A 19917-nucleotide genomic window follows, 5' to 3' on the forward strand; every position below is an offset into this window, starting at 1 on the left:
GATTGTTGGGTCTCCTGCGGCGGCCCACTCGACGGCAAGACGCGATATTCGCCGTATGCCCGAAATACTTTCAGCGTCTCGCACCGCAGTCCACCAATGCCGGCGACTAGCAGGGCTGATGACTGAGGCCGCTATGCGCGAGATCGGAAAGTGCAACCGAGCCGCCAAGGACCTTCAGGTTGAAGGTGAGCGACTCGCTCAAGACAAGCCAAGGCTGGTCTTCGCACCTTCGCGATTCGATTCCGCGATTCTAGGCCGAAAAACCTAGCGCATCTGCTGCTGCATCAGACTCAGGATGCGCTGCCCGTTGGCCGACTGCTCGGGGCTACCCTTCTCGTCCAGCACAGTGACGCGTGATTCCGTCTCATTGCCGGTGACCTTGATCTGGTACTTACGCACCTTGTCGAGATCGTCATCCTTGCGCCAGAAGGCCATCCGCGAAAGCATTCCGGGCTCTTGCTCGCCACGCGGTGGCGGGCCGCCCTCGGGACCGCCCCTGCCCGCGTAGCGCACATAGTAGACGCCAGCGCTTTGGTCACGGTCCTCAACCGCGAAGCCTGCGCGATCCAGCGCCAGCCCCGTTCTACGCCAAGCGCTGCGGTACTCTTCGGAGAGGACGAGCACGGGAGCACCGCCCTGAGTCACCAAGCGCGCGCTCGGCCCAGCGGCGGCGGCACTGCCACCGGACCCGGCCGCAGCCGAGGCGCGCTGCTGGGAGGCACCGAGATAGACCATGAGCCGACGCAGCATCTCGGCCTCTTTCTCCGTATCGTTCCCGCTGGGCTCCCAGATGGCACGACTGCCGTCACCGATCGCATTGGTGACGACGCGCTCCGCCATCCCGCGGTGGGTGAGGTGAATGTCAGTCGTCCCAGCCTTGACGCCCTTCTCGATCCTGAGGGTGTACTGGTCCCGCGTCGACGTCGAGTAGGCGCCCTCAAGGACCTTGCTGACCATGCGCGTCACGAAGTCCTTGCGGATCTCCGCGCGGTTGTCGAGCCAGTCCGTCCGCATCAGGCCGATGGTCGGGTCCTGCTCGACGAGCAGGATTCCTTGCTGACGCCAGAATGAAACGACCTTGGGCCACACGGCCTGAGGCTGGGCGGCGGCCTGGATCCAGCGATCGTTGCCGCGCCGCTTGAGCTCGACGTTGGGCAGTTCGGGCAGCACCTCCCCAGTGGTGGCCACGCGCTGGGGCTGCGTGCGGCTCCCGCTGTACTGGGAATAGGTGGTCGGCGCACCCGTGCCGTCCGGGATGTCGAGGGCGTCATTGAAGGTGCCCGCAGTCAGGTCCGGCGGGATCTCGAGATTGTTTGCGGCCTCGCGCTGCTTCTTGTAGACGAGTCGCTGATCCGGCAGCGCGTCATCGACCGCTCTCGAGCCACAGCCCATCAGTTGGGCGAGCACGACCAGGGTTGCCAGCAGAACAAGAGGCTTGAAACGCGATCTGGAAATCATGGTTCTCTCAGTGGAAGTGGCCATCCAGCGCCCTCCGCGCCATGCGCCTCAGAGCAGACCTGCATGGCTCATAGCGGTGCGGACACGCTCCTGGCAATCATCGCTGAGCCAGGTCAGCGGCAGACGAATGCCGTGCGCGCAGAGACCAAGCTCAGCGACTGCCCATTTCACGGGAATCGGATTCGACTGGACGAAGAGGTCTCGGTGCAGCGGATCTAGCTTGGCGTTGATGGCTAGCGCCTGCTGCCGATCGCCGCGCAGGGCGGCCTCGCACATCTCCCGCATCAGGCGCGGAGCCAGATTGGAGGTCACCGAGATCACGCCATCGCCGCCGAGCAGCATCAGCTCGCAGGCGGTCGCGTCGTCACCGCTGTAGATGGCGAAATCCGGACCGCAGCGCTCGCGGATGGCGCGCACGCGGGTCAAGTCGCCCGTCGCCTCCTTCACGCCGATGATATTGCGGACCTCGGCGAGCCGAGACACGGTCTCCGGCTGCATGTCGCAGGCCGTCCGACCTGGCACGTTGTATAGAATCTGGGGGATGTCGACGGCCTCGGCGATGGCCTTGTGGTGCAGGTAAAGCCCCTCTTGGGTGGGCTTGTTGTAGTAGGGCGTGACCAGCAGCGCGGCGTCGGCGCCGGCCTCCTGGGCACAACGGGTGAGGACGATGGCCTCGCGCGTCGAGTTGGCGCCGGTTCCGGCGATGATCGGGATGCGCCCGGCCGCCAGCTCGACGGTGCGGCGAATCACGGCGCAGTGCTCGTCCTCGTCCAGGGTCGCAGACTCGCCGGTAGTGCCGACGGAAACGATGGCGGTCGTCCCCTCGGCCACATGGAAATCGACGAGACGTTTCAGGCTCGCGTCATCGACCTCCCCATCTGCGTGCATGGGCGTAACGAGCGCAACGATGCTGCCGCGGAACATGCTCCAACTCCACTTATCGAAGGCGTAGAACCAAAGCGGCCATGGTAGCTTGCGCGGCTAGATGGACACAACACACGCGATCGCCCAGCGGTTCCTGGAGAGCGCCGCACCAGGGCCCGCGCCCCAGCCTCCGCTTCGCATCAGGCGAAGGCCGCCTGGCAGAGCGCCAGCAAGGACGCAGGAAAGACGCCAAGCGCGAGCAAAGCCAGTCCGTTGATGGACATGGCGACACGCACCCCACCGGTTGTCGTCAGCGCTGGGGCATCGTCAGCGGGCTTGTCGAAGTAGATGTACTTGACGACACGCAGATAGTAGAAGGCGCCGATGATGGAGAAGAAGACGGCGACCAGCGCGAGCCAGACCATGTCGATGCGGATCACGGCTTCGAGCACCAGCAGCTTCGCCATGAAGCCCACGGTCGGCGGCACGCCCGCCATGGAGAACATGACGAGCGCCATCATGGCCGCGTACCAGGCATCCCGGTCGTTGAGCCCCTTCAGGTCCTCGAGCCTCTCGGCATCGAAGCCTTCACGGCTGAGGATGAGCAGGATGCCGAAGGCGCCCGCCGCCATGACCGCGTAGACGATGGAGTAGAACATGGCCGAGGCATAGCCTTGCTGCGACCCCGCCAGCAGCCCCAGGAAGATGAAGCCGACGTGCGAGATGGTCGAGTAGGCCAGCATGCGCTTGATGTTGGATTGCGCGATGGCCACGACATTGCCCAAGCCCATGGAGAGCACGGCCAGGATGACCAGCATCTGCTGCCAATCCGGATGCAAGCTCTGCAAGCCATCGACCAGCATGCGGATGGCGAGCGCGAAGGCAGCGATCTTGGGCGCGCTGCCCAGGATCAGAACCGCGGGTGTGGGGGCACCCTCGTAGATGTCCGGAACCCACATGTGGAAGGGCACAGCGCCGAACTTGAAGCCGATCCCGATGACCAGGAAAGCGATCCCGAAGACCAGCACCTTGTCCGACATGCCCTGCTCCGCCACCGCCTGCGCGACGGGGGCAAACTCGATCGAGCCGGTCGCGCCATAGATCATGGAGATCCCATAGAGCAGCATGCCGGAGCCCAGGGCCCCGAGCACGAAATACTTCATGGCCGCCTCGGCGCCCTTCTGCGAATCGCGGTCGAAGGCGACCAGGGCGTAGAGCGAGAGCGCCTGTAGCTCCAGTCCGAGATAGAGCGGTAGGAAGCTGTTGGCCGAGACCATGATCAGCATGCCGAGGATCGCGAGCAGCGCCAGCACGTAGAACTCGCCGACCAGCATGCCGCGGTCCTGGAGCCAGGAGCGGACATAGACGAAGGCCAGCAGACTGACGATGAGGATGGCGCCCCTGAGCAGATCGGTCACATCGTCGCGAATGAGGTTACCGTCGAAGAACACCTGAGGCTCGCCGCCACCGACGGCGCCAGTCAGCACGATCGCGATGGCGAGACCGACCAGCGTCAGGGTGTGATTGCGCCCCTTGTCTTGCTCCTTGAGGTAGAGATCGGCGATGAGGACCACACTCGCGGTGATCAGGAGGGTGATCTCCGGCAGGATCGGGATCAGATTGGCGGCGTCGAAATGCATGTTCTTTAATCCGATTCGATGAGGCTCGGTGCGTCGGCAATAGCCGCGGCGCTAGTCCTGATTCAAGGTCGAGGCGACCCGCTCGGAAACGGGAAGCAGGCAGTCGCCGCGCTCGGCGGCGGGCAGCTTGCAGATCTGCACCTGCTCCACCAGATTCTCGACCGTCGCATGCATGACATTCATCAGCGGCGCGGGCCAGAGGCCGAGCGCCAGCACGGCTGCAGCCAGCACACCCAGATTGATGCGCTCGCGCAGATCGAGATCTCTGAGCGCAGCAACCTTGTCATTCTTCACCTCGCCAAAGACGACCCGCTTGACCATCCAGAGGGTGAAGGCGGCGGCCAGGATCAAGGTCGTCGCCGCGAGGAAGGCCCACCAGAAGTCGGCGCGGAAGGTGGCCAGGATGACCATGAACTCGCCGACGAAGCCGGAGGTGCCTGGCAGACCCGCGTTGGCCATGGCGAAATAGACCATGAAGGCGCCGAACCAGGGCATGGTGTTGATGACGCCGCCGTAGTCGGCGATCTCGCGCGAGTGGACGCGGTCGTAGAGCACGCCGACGCAGAGGAAGAGCGCGCCAGAGATGAACCCATGCGAGATCATCTGCACCATGCCGCCCTCGATGCCCATGACGGAGCCACCGGAGACGTTGGGATTCGTCACGATGCTGAAGACGATGAAGAAGCCCAGGGTGACGAAGCCCATGTGCGCGATCGAGGAGTAGGCGATCAGCTTCTTCATGTCCTGCTGCACCAGGGCGACGAAGCCGATGTAGACGATGGCGATCAGCGACAGGGCGATGATGAGCCAGTCGAGCGAGGCGCTCGCGTCCGGCGTGATGGGCAGAGAGAAGCGCAGGAAGCCGTAGCCGCCGATCTTCAGCATAATGGCGGCCAGGATGACCGAGCCACCCGTCGGTGCCTCGACGTGCGCGTCCGGCAGCCAGGTGTGCACCGGGAACATGGGCACCTTGACCGCGAAGGCGAGCAGGAAGGCGATGAAGATGAGGATCTGCGCCTTCATGCCCAGCTCCAGCGTATGGAAATCCAGGATGCTGAAGCTGCCGGACTGGAAGTACATGTAGATCAGCGCGACCAGCATGAAGACCGAGCCGAAGAAGGTATAGAGGAAGAACTTGATGGTCGCATAGACCCGGTTCGGCCCTCCCCAGACCCCGATGATGATGAACATCGGAATCAGCATCGCCTCCCAGAAGACATAGAAGAGCACGGCGTCCAGGGCGGAGAAGACACCCACCATGACGCCGTCCATGATCAGGAAGGCCGCCAGATACTGGCTCGGCTTGTAGGTGATGACCTCCCAGCCCGCGATCACCACGAAGATGGTGATGAAGGTGGTGAGGACGATCAGCGGCATGGAGATGCCGTCGACACCGAGGAAATACTCGACGTTGAAGCTGGGGATCCAGGACACGCGCTCGACGAACTGCATCTCGGCGGTGCTGGAATCGAAGCCGATCCAGAGCCCGAGGCTGACGAGGAACGTCAGGATCGCGAACGCCAGGGCCGTCCACTTGGACAGTTCCTTCTCCTTGTCGCCGCTGGCCAGGACGACCAGACCACCGATGATCGGCAGCCAAATCGTCAGCGTCAGCAGGGGAAGCTCATTCATGCTGGGTCGCCTCCGTTCGGCGTCAAAGCGTTACGAAGAGCGTCAGGAGGCCGACCAGCCCGACGATCATCGCAATGGCATAGTGGTAGAGGTATCCGGTCTGCAGATGGCGGAAGCGCTGTGCCATCCGGCCAACCGAGCGCGCGGAGCCGTTGACGATGGCGCCGTCGATGAGCGCGCGGTCGCCAGCCGTCCAGAGCACTCGGCCGAGGCTGCGCCCCCCGCCGGCGAAGACGCGCTGGTTGAAGTCGTCGAAGCCGTACTTGTTCTGCAGCGCCCGGGTGACGGGACCGCCGAGAGCCTGAAGCTGGTCGTCGATGCGCGGATTCCACTTGTGGAAAAGCCACCAGATGAGCGTCGCCAGAGTCAGCCCAGTCGCGGCGAGGACGAATGGCAGCGCGCCAAGACCATGATGGAGGAAGGCCGCCTGCCCCTCCCAATGCTCGCGCAGGTGGTGGAGCGTGTCGTGCTCGTGGGCGACGACGATGGGATTCCAATCACCGGAGACCCACCAATCGTTCACCAGCATGGGCTCGACGGTATACCAGCCGAGGAAGACGGACGGGATCGCCAGCAGCACCAGCGGCAGAGTGACAACCCAGGGCGACTCGTGCAGATGGTGCTTGGTGTGCTCGTCCATGCGCTCCCTGCCATGGAAGACCAGATAGTACATGCGGAAGCTGTAGAGTGCGGTCACGAAGACCCCGGCGGTCAGCAGCAGCGAGGCATAACCCGAGCCCGCCACGTGCGATGCCCCAACCGCCTCGATGATGGCGTCCTTGGAGAAGAAACCGGAGAAGCCGGGGAAACCGATGAGCGCGAGGCTTCCCAAGAGCGCGGTCAACCAGGTCAGCGGCATGCGCTTCCAGAGGCCACCCATCTCACGGATATCCTGCTTGTGGTGCATGGCGATGATCACCGAGCCAGCCGCGAGGAAGAGCAGTGCCTTGAAGAAGGCGTGGGTCATGAGATGGAAGATGCCCGCCGCGTAGGCAGAAGCGCCCAGCGCGGTGACCATGTAGCCGAGCTGGGAGAGCGTCGAGTAGGCGACCACGCGCTTGATGTCGTTCTGCACCAGACCGATGAGCCCCATGAAAAAGGCCGTCGTCGCGCCGATGATGAGCACGAAGCTGAGCGCCGTCTCCGAGAGCTCGTAGAGCGGCGACATGCGCGCCACCATGAAGACGCCCGCGGTGACCATGGTCGCGGCATGGATGAGCGCCGAGATGGGGGTCGGGCCTTCCATGGAGTCCGGCAGCCAGACGTGCAGCGGCACCTGCGCCGACTTACCCATGGCGCCGATGAAGAGCAGGATGCAGATCAGCGTCATCAAGGAGACACCGCCAAAGACGTCGACCTGCGTATCCGCATGCTCGGGCGCGGCGGCGAAGACCTCCGCATAGTCCATCGAGCCGAAATACATGCCGACGGCGGCGATGCCTAAGATGAAGCCGAAGTCACCGACGCGGTTGACCAGGAAGGCCTTGAGGTTGGCGAAGATGGCGCTCTCGCGCGTCGACCAGAAGCCGATCAGCAGATAGGACACCAGCCCCACCGCCTCCCAGCCGAAGAACAACTGCATGAAGTTGTTCGACATGACCAGCATCAGCATGGAGAAGGTGAACAGCGAGATATAGCTGAAGAAGCGCTGATAGCTGTTCTTGCCGGACAGCGCGCCATGCGGCCAGTTGTGCTCGTCATCCGCCATGTAGCCGATGGTATAGATGTGCACCATCAGGGAGACGAAGCTTACGGTCGCCATCATCACGGCGGTCAGCTTATCGATGAGGAAGCCGACCTCGAAGTGCATCCCGTCCGAGACCATCCAGGTGTAAACGGGTCCGTTGAACACGGCCGCATCGCCCCAGACGAAGCGTCCCAGCACGAACAGCGAGAGCCCCGCCGAGACCGCCACGCCGGCAATGGTCGCCGTATGCGCACCCCGGCGCCCAATCCGGCCCCCGAAGAAACCGGCGACGATGGCGCCGATCAGCGGCGCGAGCACAATTGTTATGTAGACGTTTTCCATCTTCTGGTATCGGCTCTTTCGCTAGCGTGAGTGGACGGAGCAGGAAGCCTGCGGACGCTCGGCCCGCCCCCTATCCCTTCAGCGCATCCAAGTCCTCGACGTTGATGGTCTTCCGATTGCGGAACAGGACCACCAGAATAGCCAGGCCGATCGCTGCCTCGGCCGCGGCGACGGTCAATATGAAGAAGACGAAGACTTGCCCCGTCATGTCGCCCAGGAAATGCGAGAAGGCGACGAAGTTCATGTTCACCGCGAGCAGCATCAGCTCGATGCACATCAGCAGCAGGATGACGTTCTTCCGGTTGAGGAAGATCCCAGCGACGGCGATGGAGAAGAGCAGGCCGCCCAGGATCAGGTAGTCGGAAAGTGCGATCATGACTTCTCCTCCGCCGCGCGCTGAGCACCCGGCACCTCAGCTGGGACCACGACTTCCGGCGCCATCTTCACCAGACGCACGCGCTTGGGGCCCTTCTTGATCCGGACCTGCCGCGATGGATCGACATACTTGTTGTCGGGGCGGCGCCTCAGCGTCAGACGGATGGCCGCCACGATCGCGACCAGCAGAATCACGGCGGCGATCTCGACCGGGTACAAGTAAATGGTGTAGAGCACGCGCCCAAGGTCGGCGGCGTTGTTAGCGTCCGCACTCGCCGGCTCGGGGGCCGGGAAGGCTTCCAGACCGAAGTTGCTCGGCCCGACGATCAGGAAGATCTCGACCGCCATCACCGCCGCGATCAGGATCCCGACCGGCAGATAGCGGATGAAGCCTGCTCTCAGGGTCGCGATGTCGATGTCGAGCATCATGACGACGAAGAGGAAGAGGACCATCACGGCGCCGATATAGACCAGCACCAGGACGATACCGAGGAACTCGGCCTCCAGCAGCACCCAAAGCGCCGCGCTGCCCACGAAGGCAAGCACCAGAAAGAGCACCGAATGCACCGGGTTCTTCCGCGTGATCACCATCCCCGCGGCCCATAGGGTTATTAGCGCGAAGACGTAGAAGAGGAATTTTTCAAAGCCCATAATTCTTCTCGTTTGGCGACAGGGCGCATCTAGCGGTACGGCGCATCGGCCGCTCGGGCAGCAGCGATCTCGGCTTCGTACTTGTCACCGATCGCCAATAGCTTGTCCTTTGTCATGATGTTCTCGCCGCGGTTCTCGAAGTGGTACTCGTAGACACCTGTCTCGACGATGGAGTCGACCGGGCAGGACTCTTCGCAAAAGCCGCAGTAGATGCACTTGAAGAGGTCGATGTCATAGCGCGTCGTGCGGCGCGTCCCGTCCTCGCGCGGCTCGGCCTCAATGGTGATGGCAAGCGCCGGACAGACCGCCTCGCACAGCTTGCAGGCGATACACCGCTCTTCGCCGTTCGGGTAGCGGCGCAAGGCATGCAGACCACGGAAGCGCGGCGAGATGGGCGCGCGCTCCTCGGGGTACTGGACGGTGAACTTCCGCTTGAACAGATAGCCGCCCGTTAGACGAAGCCCCTTGAAGAGCTCCGCCAACATCAGGCTTTGGAGGTATTCGCGTGCGGTTTTCAGCATCCTTCCTCTCCGGATCAAGCGGACCACCAGGGCGGTAGCCGATAGACCACCGCGAGCGCCACGACCAGGATCCAGACGATCGTGATCGGAATGAAGACCTTCCAGCCCAGGCGCATGATCTGGTCATAGCGGTAGCGCGGAAAGGTCGCGCGCAGCCACAGGAAGACGAACATGAAGAAGAAGGTCTTGAGCAGCAGCCAGTGGAAGCCGTCCTGCAGGACCCAGATGTCCCAGGTCCAGGCCTCGGGCAGCGGCGACAGCCATCCGCCCATGAAGAGCAGCGCGGTCAGGGCCGAGATGAGGATCATGTTGGCATACTCGGCCAGGAAGAAGACCGCGAAGGCCATGCCGGAATATTCCACATGGAAGCCCGCAACGATCTCCGATTCGCCCTCGGCGACGTCGAAGGGCGCACGGTTGGTCTCGGCCACGCCGGAGATCAGATAGACCCCGAACAAGGGGAGCAATGGCAGCCAGAACCATGTCAGGAAGCTCCCCTGCTGCGCCTCGACGATAGCGCCGAGGTTCAAGCTCCCCGCCGCGACCAGCACCCCGACGAGGGCAAAGCCCATGGCGATCTCATAGGCCACGATCTGGGCCGCGACGCGCATGGAGCCCAAGAGGGCGTAGCGCGAGTTCGACGCCCAGCCGGCGATGATGACGCCGTAGACGCCGACCGAGCTCAGCGCCAGGATGTAGAGCAGCCCGGCATTGATGTCGGCCAGCACCAGCCCCTCGTCGAAGGGAAAGACCGCCCAAACGGCCATGGCCGGGGCGATCGCCATCATGGGCGCAAGCAGAAAGAGCGTCTTGTCCGCCTTGGTCGGGATGACGATCTCTTTCATCATCAGCTTCAGCGCATCGGCGATGGGCTGAAGCAGCCCGCGCCAGCCGACGCGGTTCGGACCGATGCGGACCTGCATGTAGCCGATGACCTTACGCTCGGCGTAGGTGTAATAGGCCACCATGCCCAGCAGCGGCAGGAGGATTGCGGTGATCTTCAAAAGGATTTGGATCACCAGCGGGAGCGCGTTCCAAAGCTCAATCATCTTTGTCGTCTCGTCACTTCTCGCCAGTGGCCTAAGGGTTTTTCACGCGCTCGAGGCTGACAGCCCCCATCAGCGGCCCGAGCGACGCGCTTTCAGCCAGCGCGCCGGGTATCCGGGCGCAGCCCATGGGGACGTGGTCGTCGAGGATGACGCGCAGCCGAGCGCCGTACTGCCCCTGCTGGGCGTAGACGATATCGCCCGGACCGAAGCTGTCGGCCGCAGCCTGCTTCGGGTGGAGATAAACCGCAGGCTCGCAGCGCGGCATGGGCATCTTCTGCAGCGGAGCGGAGCGCCGCACCAGCGGGTCCAGCCCATAGATCGGGATGGTGCCGACACGCATGAGCCCGCTTGCCGGTGCGCCCTCCGGCGCCACGTCGAAGTCCCCGCGAGGCGCGTTATCGGGCGAGGCATCCGTGCACAGCGCGGCAAGCTCCGCCTGGACCTCGGCACCGTCGCGGTAAGCGAAGCCCTCGAGATCCAGCAGATTGCCGAGCACCCGCAGCACCTTCCAGCCCGGACGGGCCTCGCCAGGAGGGGCGACCGCACCCTGGAAACGCTGCCAGGTGCCGTTGGCGTTGACAAAGGTTCCCGAGGTCTCAGCGAAGGCGGAGATCGGCAACAGCACGTCGGCGACGTCGTCCAAAGCAGGGCTGCGGAAGGCCGAGCAGGCAACCACGAGCTCGGCCTTGCCGATCGCTTGCATGCCGCCGGCGGGGTCGAGCAGATCGCGATCGGGCTCGAAGCCCCAGAGCACCAGCGCCTTGGAGGTGCCGTCCAGCATCTCGGCGATCGGGCGTCCCTTCGTCTCGGCCGGCTTGGCGCCAGGCAGCCGGCCAGGATGGGCACCCGCCAGATAGGCGCCGACCGAGCTGGCCGCCGCCGGCAGGTAGCCGAGCCGGCAATTGGCCGCCTCGGCGATGGCATGGGCCAGACTCTTCACCAGGGTGAAGTCGGGATGCGCCGTTGCGAGGGCACCCAAGAGGACCACGCCAGCCCCTTCGCCGCCAGCCTCGCGGAGCGCAGCGGCGGCGGCCGCGTGGGCATCCGTCGGCTCGGCAGAGCCGATGAGATCGTTCGCGGCAGAGGAGCCACGCGCGCCGAGGACGCTGGCAATCGCGGCAAGATCGGCCAGCATCTGCGCGGGAGACCCCATGAGCTGTGCCGCCGGATGGGTCAGCTCCAGTTTGATGGGGTTGACGCAAACCACCGCAGCACCAGCCAAGGCCGCCTTGCGCACGCGGTGTGCCAGCAATGGCTGCTCGTGCCGGATGTCCGAGCCGATCAGCAAGATGCCCTGCTGGGCCTCCAGCTCGGACACGGTCACGCCAAGCCAGGGCAGGAGCGGATCGGCATCGTCGCTGCGGAAGTCTTGCTGAAGCAGGCGATGATCGATGTTGGCGCAGCCCAGGCCGCGCGCCACCCGGGCCGCGAGATAGAGCTCCTCGAGCGTCGCGCTGGGCGCCATGAGCCAGCCCATGTCGGCCACGTCCGCGGCCTTCAACCGCTCCGCAACCAGCGTCAGCGCGTCCGTCCATTCGACCTCGCGCCAGGCCCCGTCCTCCTTGATCATGGGCTTGGTCAGGCGGTCTTCACTGTAGAGGCCCACGAAGCTGAAGCGATCGCGGTCCGAGATCCAGGTCTCGTTCACTGCCTCGTTGTCGCGCGGATGCACGCGCATGACGCGGTTGCGGCGCACGTGCAGCTGGATGTTGGAGCCGAGCCCATCGTGAGGCGCGATGCTGTCGTGCAGGGTCAGCTCCCAAGGCCGCGCCGTGAAGCGATAAGGCTTGGAGGTCAGCGCCCCGACCGGGCAAAGGTCGATGACATTGCCGGACAGCTCATGCTCGACGGTCTGGGCGATGAAAGTGCCGATACGCATGTCTTCGCCGCGGCCGGTCGCGCCTAGCTCCCGCACACCGGCGACCTCGGCACCGAAGCGCACGCAGCGGGTGCAGTGGATGCAGCGCGTCATTTCGGTCGCGATCAAGGGGCCCAGGTCTTCGTCCTTCACCACGCGCTTGCGCTCGGCGAAGCGCGACACGTCACCGCCATAGCCCATGGCGACGTCCTGCAGCTCGCACTCACCGCCCTGATCGCAGATGGGGCAGTCGAGCGGGTGGTTGATCAGCAGGAACTCCATGGTGCCTTGCTGGGCCTCGATGGCCTTCGGAGAGCGCGTCCAGACCTTGAGGCCATCGCCCACGGGCGTCGCGCATGCGGGCACGGGCTTGGGGAAGGGACGGCCGCCTTGCTCGGCCTCGACCAGGCACATCCGGCAGTTCGCCGCAATGGACAGCTTCTTGTGATAGCAAAACCGGGGAATCGAGATAGCCTCGCGATCCGCGACCGCGATGATCATCTCTCCCGGCGCCGCCTCACAGACGCGGCCGTCGATCTCGATGTTGATCTTGTCCGTCATTTAGGTCTCTCGATCGGCACCAGTTGCGCAGACCTTCCGGGTACGCTCGGCGGAGTCGATTGGGCACCCGGCAGCAGCGACCGCGGCGCCCGCCGCAGTGAGCCCTGCCTCATTGCGCATTAAGTTGGCGAGGCGCCATGCCAGCGCGCGCCTCACCGCGAAAAGAACGGTCGAGCCCGGTCAGGCCGCCATCATGCTGCGGCCGTGCTCGATCATGTAAGCGAACTCGTGCCGATAGTGCTTCAGGAAGCTCTGAACGGGCATGGCCGCGGCGTCGCCCAGGGCGCAGATGGTCCTGCCCCCGATGCGCCCCGCCACGCTGTCGAGCAGGTCGAGGTCTTCCATCCGACCTTCGCCGTGCAGGATGCGATGCAGCACACGGGTGAGCCAGCCGGTCCCTTCGCGGCAGGGTGTGCACTGGCCGCAGGACTCATGCATATAGAAGTGCGACAGGTTGTAGAGCACCTTCACCATGCAGGTCCCCTCGGCGATCACGATGACCGCGCCCGAGCCGAGCATGGAGCCGGCCTTGGCGATCGAGTCGTAGTCCATGTCGACGTCCATCATGACGTCACCTGGAACCACGGGCACCGAGGATCCGCCTGGGATGACCGCCTTCAACGCCTTGCCGTCCTTCACCCCGCCGCTCATTTCCAGCAGGTCGCGGAAGGGCGTGCCCATGGGCACCTCGAAGTTGCTCGGGTCGTTCACATGGCCCGACACGGAGAACAGCTTGAGCCCGCCATTGTTGGGGCGCCCCTGCTCCAGGAACCACTTCCCGCCCTTCTCGAGGATCACGGGCACGGAGGCGAGCGACTCGGTATTGTTGATGGTCGTCGGCTTGCCGAAGAGGCCGTATTGAGCGGGGAACGGCGGCTTGTAGCGCGGCTGTCCCTTCTTGCCCTCGATGGACTCTAGGAGCGCCGTCTCTTCGCCGCAGATGTAGGCGCCCGCGCCCATGTGGCTGTAGCAGTCGAAGTCGACCCCAGAGCCCTGGATGTCCTTGCCGATCAAGCCTGCGGCATAGGCCTCTTCCAAGGCGCCCTCGAAGCGCGCGATCGGCTCGTAGAACTCGCCGCGAATGTAGTTGTAGCCCGCGGTCGCGCCGATGCAGTAGCCAGCGATCGCCATGCCCTCGATCAGCTGATGCGGGTTGTAGCGCAGGATGTCGCGGTCCTTGCAAGTGCCAGGCTCGCCCTCGTCCGAGTTGCAGACGATGTACTTTTGGCCCGGCGCGGTGCGCGGCATGAAGCTCCACTTGAGCCCAGTCGGGAAGCCCGCGCCGCCACGGCCGCGCAGATTGGAGATCTTGACTTCCTCGATGAGGTCGTTGGGATCCGGCTTCTCGCGCAGAATGCGCTCCCACTGGGCATAGCCGCCGATGCTGCGATAGGCATCGAGCGTATAACGCACGGCCTCGTCCAGGTGCATCGTGCGAAAGCAGACGGTGTTCCGGTTCTCGACCATGCGCTTACTCCAAGTCGTCGATCAGCTTGTCCAGCGCATCCGGGGACAGTTTCTCGTGGTAAGTCTTGTCCAAGAGAACCGCCGGAGCATCGCGGCAGGCACCAAGGCACTCCACCTCTTTCAAGGTGAAACGGCCATCGGCGGTCGTCTCGCCTGGCTTGACGCCGTATTTGTGCTCGACGTGCTCGATGAGCTGCTCGGAGCCCTGCAGCATGCAGGAGATGCTGTTGCAGACGCAGACCTTGTGACGCCCCTGAGGCTCGAGGTCATACATCCCATAGAAGGTCGCGACCTCGTAGACCGACATGGGGGGCATGTCCAAGTAGACGGCAATGTCGTCCATCAGCTCTTTGGTCAGCCAGCCGCCGTTGGCGTCCTGCACGATGGTCAGCGCGGGCATGGTCGCGGACTGCTTCCACTCCGGCGGATACTTGGCGATGTGCTTGTCGATCGCCGCACGAATCTCCGGCGTGAAGAGCGTCGATTTTTCGCGCTCGTGATCGACCGCGAGGGGTAGGTTACGGTAGCTCATCAGCGATCGATCTCCCCGAACACGATGTCCAGTGTCCCGATGATCGCGACGACATCGGCCAGCATGTGCCCCCTGGACATCTCGTCAAGCGCGGCCAGATGCGGGAAGCCCGGCGCGCGAACCTTCAGACGATAGGGCTTGTTGGCCCCGTCCGAGACGATGTAGCAGCCGAACTCACCCTTGGGTGCCTCGACCGCCGCATAGACGTCGCCCGGGGGCGGACAATAGCCTTCCGTGAAGAGCTTAAAGTGGTGGATCAGGGCCTCCATGTCGTCTTTCATGTCCGCCCGCTTGGGCGGCACGACCTTGTGGTCGTCGATCGACACGGGACCCGGGCTGGTCCGCAGCCAGTCCACGCACTGCTTGATGATGCGATTGGACTGGCGCATCTCCTCCATGCGGACCAGATAGCGGTCGTAGCAATCGCCGTTGACGCCGACCGGGATATCGAAGTCGACCTTGTCGTAGGCCGCATAGGGCTGTTTCTTGCGCAGATCCCATTCGACGCCGGAGCCGCGCAGCATGGGTCCGGTGAAGCCGAGCTGCATCGCACGCTCGGGCGAGACGACACCGATATCCACGGTACGCTGCTTCCAGATTCGGTTGTCTGTCAGCAGGGTCTCGTACTCGTCGACGCGCTTCGGGAACCTCTGCGTGAAATCCTCGATGAAGTCGAGCAGCGAGCCTTCGCGCGCGACGTTGCGCTTGGCGATCGCGCGCTTGGAATGCCACTTCGACTTGCCCGCATACTGCGGCATGCGATCCGGCAGGTCGCGATGCACGCCGCCGGGCCGGTAGTAGGTCGCGTGCAGCCGCGCGCCCGAGACGGCCTCGTAGCAGTCCATGAGGTCCTCGCGCTCGCGGAAGCAGTAGAGGAAGACGCTCATGGCGCCGATGTCGAGCGCATGCGCACCGAGCCACATCAAGTGGTTCAGGACGCGCGTGATCTCGTCGAACATGGTGCGGATGTACTGCGCACGCTCCGGCGCCTCGACGCCAAGGAGCTTCTCGATGGCGCGCACATAGCCATGCTCGTTGCACATCATGGACACATAGTCCAGACGGTCCATGTAGCCGATGCTCTGGTTGTACGGCTTGTACTCGGCCAGCTTCTCGGTCGCGCGATGCAGCAGACCGATGTGCGGGTCGGCGCGCTCGATGACCTCCCCGTCCATCTCCAGCACCAGGCGCAGCACGCCATGCGCGGAAGGATGCTGCGGACCGAAGTTCAGGGTGTAGTTACGGATCTCAGGCATCGCCCGCCTCCTTGCTCACACCATCCCCGACGTAGCGGCTGTCGTCCCGGATCACGCGCGGCACCAGGACGCGCGGCTCGATGGAGACGGGCTCATAGACAACGCGCTGTTGCTCGGGGTCATAGCGCATCTCGACCTGACCGCTGAGCGGAAAGTCCTTGCGGAAGGGATGCCCAACAAAGCCATAGTCGGTCAGGATACGACGCAGGTCCGGATGCCCCTTGAAGAGGATCCCGTAGAGATCGAAGGCCTCGCGCTCGAACCAGTTGGCGGCAGCCCACACCGGGATCAGCGAATCCACCATGGGCTGGCTACCGCCGACATAGGTGCGCAGACGCAGCCGCCAGTTGTGGGCCAACGACAGCAGATGCACCACCACGGCGAAACGCTTCGAATCGTCGACAGCCACATCCAGATCGCGGTCGACACCACGACCGAAGCCTGTGAAAGACGCCTCTTCGGTCTCCCACTCGGACTGACCATAGGTCGCGTAGTCAACGCCACAGAGATCGATCAGTTGCTCGAAGCGGAAGGCGGCGTCGTCGCGCAAGGTCCAGCAGACCTCGAGAAGACGCTCCGCAGGCACGACCAGCGTCAGCTCGCCGACCTCGTCGATCAGCTCGCAGCCATGCTCGGCGAGCTTCTCGGGAATCGCGACGGCGAGCGCGTCCAGCCTGGCGTTGCGAGTCAGGGAATGTTTCACCATGTTCTCTCAGGTACTACTCAGCGGGCGATGGTGTTGGTCCGGCGAATCTTGCTCTGGAGCTGCAAGATGCCGTAGAGCAACGCCTCCGCCGTGGGCGGACAGCCGGGAACGTAGATATCGACGGGAACGATGCGGTCACAGCCACGCACGACAGAGTACGAGTAGTGGTAGTAGCCGCCGCCGTTCGCGCAGGAGCCCATCGAAATGACCCAGCGCGGCTCGGCCATCTGGTCGTAGACCTTGCGCAGCGCAGGAGCCATCTTATTGACGAGCGTCCCGGCCACGATCATCACGTCGGACTGGCGCGGACTGGGCCGGAAGATGATGCCGAATCGATCCAGGTCGTATCGCGCCGCGCCAGCGTGCATCATCTCGACGGCACAGCACGCGAGCCCGAAGGTCATCGGCCACAAAGAGCCGGTGCGCGCCCAGTTGATGAGCTTGTCAGCGGAGGTGGTGACGAACCCCTCTTCGAGAAGACCCTCTATTCCCATTCCAACGCCCCTTTCTTCCACTCGTAGATGAAGCCAACGACCAGGATGCCGAGGAATACGACCATGGCCCAGAAGGCATAGATCCCGAGATCTTCGAGCACAACCGCCCAGGGAAAGAGGAATGCGATCTCTAGATCGAAGACGATGAAGAGAATAGCGACCAGGTAGTAGCGGACGTCGAACTTCAAACGTGCCGTTTCAAATGCCTCGAAGCCGCACTCGTAGGGCGAATCTTTCTCGCTGTCCGGGCGACGTGGTCCGAGGAGGTAACCGATCACGAGTGGTCCAACCCCTACCAGTATCCCGACCAGGATAAAAATCAGGATCGGCAGATAGTTGTCTAGCACTGTCCCCTCTCTATCGTTTTTCTAATATAAGCAGCAGGATGGGGAGTCTAGTGCACCCTTCCGCACAGTGTCAACCTAGAGATCAATCCAAACTATTAGATTTTTCAAGGCTTTAGATTCGATCTCCAGGCACAAAAAAGCGGCATGCCACTCGCGTGGCATGCCGCTTGCAGTTGGTGCCGACGGCCAGACTCGAACTGGCACGGCTTTCGCCACTACCCCCTCAAGATAGCGTGTCTACCAATTTCACCACGTCGGCGTAAATCAATCAGTTCTCTTCACTGCCCTCAGAGCCAGCGCCTTGTGCTGGATCACCCACCGCGCCTCCGGCACTGCCGTCGGCTTGCGGGGCCGCAGCGTCCATGGGAGCTGCAGGGACAGGGACGTCGGACCCGGCCGGACCCTCAAGCGATTCGGCTGCACCAGGCACCACCGGGATATCAGTGGTCGTCGCTGACGGAGCAGTCTCAGAGGGCGGCGGAATGATCGCCGCGCCGTCTACTTCATCCATCAGCCCCGAGGGCTCCGAGCCTTGGGCCGCGAAGTAGGCCAGACCCATGCTCGTGAGAAAGAACAGCGTCGCAATAATAGCAGTCAAACGCGTCAAAAACGACCCCGAGCCCTGAGCCCCGAATACCGTGGACGACGCACCACTGCCAAAGGCAGCACCTGCATCCGCCCCCTTTCCGTGCTGCATCAGCACGAGACCGATGAGCCCCAGCGAAAGGAAGACCTGGAAAACTGTCAGAATCGTTTGCATGTATCACTCACGGGCCAGGATCTCAGCCCGCAGCGGCATTCCCGGCCTGACAAATCGCTAAAAAGTCTTCGGCAGCCAAGGATGCGCCACCAATGAGGCCGCCATCGATATCGGCCTGGGCCAGCAGCTCGCCCGCGTTACCCGGCTTCATGCTGCCGCCGTATAAGATCCGCACCTTTGCGCCGATCGCCTGATCGTGACCGTCAATGCGGCGCCGAATGAAATTGTGCACTTCCTGCGCCTGCTCGGGCGTCGCCGTTTTCCCGGTGCCGATCGCCCAGACGGGCTCGTAGGCAATCTCGAGGCTCGCGAAAGACGCGATCCCGTTTTGGTCGATAATCGCGTCGATTTGCCGAGCGATCACGGCCTCTGTTTCACCTTGCTCACGCTGCTCGAGCGTCTCGCCGACGCAGAGAATCGGCCTCATGCCGTTCTCGATCACGATCGCGAGCTTCTTCGCGACGATCTCGTCGGTCTCGCCGTAGTATTCCCGACGCTCCGAGTGCCCGCAAATCACATAGTGGCAGCCGAACTCCCCGAGCATCGCGGCGGATACCTCACCAGTGTAGGCCCCACCGGCTTCCGTGCAGACATTCTGCGCACCGAGCCGGACAGGACTCCCGCCGAGCAACCGCTCCCCGATTGCGAGAAAGGGAAAGGGCGGACAGACAGCAACTTCTGTCTTAACAAGCCCTTTCGCACCATTGAGGACACCTTCGATCAGCGACTCAGCGCCGGATCTGGTGCCATTCATCTTCCAGTTACCTGCGATCAGAGGCTGGCGCATGACGGGTACTCCTTCAGGTGAGCGGCGCATCATAGCCATTTCTGAGCGGATTTCAAGCCCCAATTCAAGGCGCCGCCGATCGTCCCGCGGGCGCACATCATCGATTCGGCACCGCCGACGGCAGCCGAGATCACCCCCACACCGCCCATGCCGACGCCGCGAGCCAGCATTTATTCCAACGACCGCTTTCCGCTACACTGCCGCGATGGCCAAGAGCAGCAAGAAAAAGTCCAACAGCGGATCGACCATCGCCCTCAATAAGAAGGCGGGGCACGACTATTTCATCGAGCAACGGATCGAGGCCGGCATCGCCCTCGAGGGCTGGGAGGTCAAGAGCCTGCGTGCCGGGCGGATCCAGCTCAAGGAGAGCTACGTCAAGATCCTGCACGCCGAGGCCTTTCTGATCGGCACCCATATCTCCGCCCTACAGACGGCCTCGACACACGTCAACCCGGACCCGACCCGAACGCGCAAGCTGCTGCTCAAACGCTCGGAGCTGAATCGACTGATCGGCCTCACCGAGCGCTCCGGCTACACCCTGGTGCCGACAGCCATGTACTGGAAGCACGGCCGCGCCAAGCTGGAGATCGGCCTCGCCAAGGGCAAGAAGCAGCACGACAAGCGAGCTACGGAGAAAGATCGCGATTGGCAGCGCGAGAAAGAGCGCATCTTCAAGACCGGCTGAGCTTGCCGGGGAACCAATCCTTACTTATAGTGACCAATCGGTTACCTGGGGGCGACATGGCTTCGACGTGGGTCGCAAAACCTGAGGTGCATGCCGAGGTGCGGGCTACCTCGTAAAACCATCCGCAAATCTATAGTTGCCAACGACGACAACTACGCTCTCGCTGCTTATACCTCGTATAGGCACAGATTGCGCCCTCTTAACCTAGCTCTGAGTAAGCCTCGTTAACCTGCTGTATTTATTTT

At 63.3% G+C, this 19917-nt stretch carries 19 protein-coding genes, 1 tRNA gene and 1 other RNA gene; 2 read left to right on the forward strand and 19 right to left on the reverse strand.

From position 1 onward, the window contains the following. Positions 1-264: 264 nt before the first annotated feature. The 19 genes from bamC to tpiA all read right to left on the reverse strand — a co-directional run bounded on the left by bamC (position 265) and on the right by tpiA (position 18987). The gene (bamC, locus tag G3446_RS18285) at positions 265-1458 is read right to left on the reverse strand and encodes an outer membrane protein assembly factor BamC (protein WP_245232588.1); all 1194 of its coding nucleotides are present in this window, start codon (positions 1456-1458) and stop codon (positions 265-267) included. A 48-nt stretch (positions 1459-1506) separates the two neighbouring features. Next, positions 1507-2382, reverse strand: coding sequence for a 4-hydroxy-tetrahydrodipicolinate synthase (gene dapA / locus G3446_RS18290; RefSeq protein ID WP_164454276.1), 876 nt, complete (start codon positions 2380-2382; stop codon positions 1507-1509). A 140-nt stretch (positions 2383-2522) separates the two neighbouring features. After that, positions 2523-3962: an NADH-quinone oxidoreductase subunit NuoN gene (nuoN, locus tag G3446_RS18295; RefSeq protein WP_164454277.1), complete on the reverse strand. Its 1440-nt coding sequence runs from the start codon at positions 3960-3962 to the stop codon at positions 2523-2525. Positions 3963-4013: 51 nt separating this feature from the next. Further along, the gene (locus G3446_RS18300) at positions 4014-5594 is read right to left on the reverse strand and encodes an NADH-quinone oxidoreductase subunit M (protein WP_164454278.1); all 1581 of its coding nucleotides are present in this window, start codon (positions 5592-5594) and stop codon (positions 4014-4016) included. Positions 5595-5616: 22 nt separating this feature from the next. Next, positions 5617-7623, reverse strand: coding sequence for an NADH-quinone oxidoreductase subunit L (gene nuoL / locus G3446_RS18305; protein WP_164454279.1), 2007 nt, complete (start codon positions 7621-7623; stop codon positions 5617-5619). A 70-nt stretch (positions 7624-7693) separates the two neighbouring features. Continuing rightward, entirely contained in the window at positions 7694-7999 is a 306-nt protein-coding gene (gene nuoK / locus G3446_RS18310; RefSeq protein ID WP_164454280.1) for an NADH-quinone oxidoreductase subunit NuoK, read from the reverse strand. After that, positions 7996-8649 (reverse strand): NADH-quinone oxidoreductase subunit J, encoded by a 654-nt coding sequence (locus G3446_RS18315; RefSeq protein WP_164454281.1) that lies wholly within the window; start codon positions 8647-8649, stop codon positions 7996-7998. Before G3446_RS18315 ends, nuoK begins: the two co-directional genes overlap by 4 nt. Positions 8650-8678: 29 nt before the next feature. Then, positions 8679-9170, reverse strand: a complete 492-nt coding sequence (nuoI, locus tag G3446_RS18320) for an NADH-quinone oxidoreductase subunit NuoI (RefSeq protein WP_164454282.1) — start codon at positions 9168-9170, stop codon at positions 8679-8681. Positions 9171-9184: 14 nt separating this feature from the next. After that, positions 9185-10219, reverse strand: coding sequence for an NADH-quinone oxidoreductase subunit NuoH (nuoH, locus tag G3446_RS18325; RefSeq protein WP_164454283.1), 1035 nt, complete (start codon positions 10217-10219; stop codon positions 9185-9187). 31 nt (positions 10220-10250) lie between these two features. After that, positions 10251-12638 (reverse strand): NADH-quinone oxidoreductase subunit NuoG, encoded by a 2388-nt coding sequence (nuoG, locus tag G3446_RS18330; protein WP_164454284.1) that lies wholly within the window; start codon positions 12636-12638, stop codon positions 10251-10253. A 180-nt stretch (positions 12639-12818) separates the two neighbouring features. Beyond that, positions 12819-14105, reverse strand: a complete 1287-nt coding sequence (nuoF, locus tag G3446_RS18335; protein WP_164454285.1) for an NADH-quinone oxidoreductase subunit NuoF — start codon at positions 14103-14105, stop codon at positions 12819-12821. Positions 14106-14109: 4 nt separating this feature from the next. Next, the gene (gene nuoE / locus G3446_RS18340; RefSeq protein ID WP_164454286.1) at positions 14110-14637 is read right to left on the reverse strand and encodes an NADH-quinone oxidoreductase subunit NuoE; all 528 of its coding nucleotides are present in this window, start codon (positions 14635-14637) and stop codon (positions 14110-14112) included. Continuing rightward, the gene (locus tag G3446_RS18345; protein ID WP_164454287.1) at positions 14637-15893 is read right to left on the reverse strand and encodes an NADH-quinone oxidoreductase subunit D; all 1257 of its coding nucleotides are present in this window, start codon (positions 15891-15893) and stop codon (positions 14637-14639) included. Before G3446_RS18345 ends, nuoE begins: the two co-directional genes overlap by 1 nt. Next, positions 15886-16599 (reverse strand): NADH-quinone oxidoreductase subunit C, encoded by a 714-nt coding sequence (locus tag G3446_RS18350; protein ID WP_164454288.1) that lies wholly within the window; start codon positions 16597-16599, stop codon positions 15886-15888. The genes G3446_RS18345 and G3446_RS18350 overlap by 8 nt, the downstream gene beginning before the upstream one ends. A gap of 17 nt (positions 16600-16616) precedes the next feature. Beyond that, positions 16617-17093 (reverse strand): NuoB/complex I 20 kDa subunit family protein, encoded by a 477-nt coding sequence (locus G3446_RS18355; RefSeq protein ID WP_164454289.1) that lies wholly within the window; start codon positions 17091-17093, stop codon positions 16617-16619. Further along, complete coding sequence (locus tag G3446_RS18360; RefSeq protein WP_164454290.1) at positions 17084-17440, reverse strand: NADH-quinone oxidoreductase subunit A; 357 nt, start codon at positions 17438-17440, stop codon at positions 17084-17086. The genes G3446_RS18355 and G3446_RS18360 overlap by 10 nt, the downstream gene beginning before the upstream one ends. A gap of 174 nt (positions 17441-17614) precedes the next feature. Then, positions 17615-17699, reverse strand: a tRNA-Leu gene (locus G3446_RS18365). Between the two features lie 9 nt (positions 17700-17708). Continuing rightward, positions 17709-18200: a preprotein translocase subunit SecG gene (gene secG, locus G3446_RS18370; protein WP_164454291.1), complete on the reverse strand. Its 492-nt coding sequence runs from the start codon at positions 18198-18200 to the stop codon at positions 17709-17711. A gap of 22 nt (positions 18201-18222) precedes the next feature. Then, positions 18223-18987: a triose-phosphate isomerase gene (gene tpiA / locus G3446_RS18375; protein ID WP_164454292.1), complete on the reverse strand. Its 765-nt coding sequence runs from the start codon at positions 18985-18987 to the stop codon at positions 18223-18225. Between the two features lie 205 nt (positions 18988-19192). Here tpiA and smpB point away from each other — a divergent pair, with 205 nt between their 5' ends. Continuing rightward, the gene (gene smpB / locus G3446_RS18380) at positions 19193-19672 is read left to right on the forward strand and encodes an SsrA-binding protein SmpB (protein WP_164454293.1); all 480 of its coding nucleotides are present in this window, start codon (positions 19193-19195) and stop codon (positions 19670-19672) included. A gap of 47 nt (positions 19673-19719) precedes the next feature. Further along, positions 19720-19917: a transfer-messenger RNA gene (gene ssrA, locus G3446_RS18385) on the forward strand; the annotation flags it as partial.

Origin of the sequence: Thiorhodococcus minor, from assembly GCF_010820565.1 — a bacterium.
Taxonomy (GTDB): Bacteria; Pseudomonadota; Gammaproteobacteria; order Chromatiales; family Chromatiaceae; genus Thiorhodococcus; species Thiorhodococcus minor.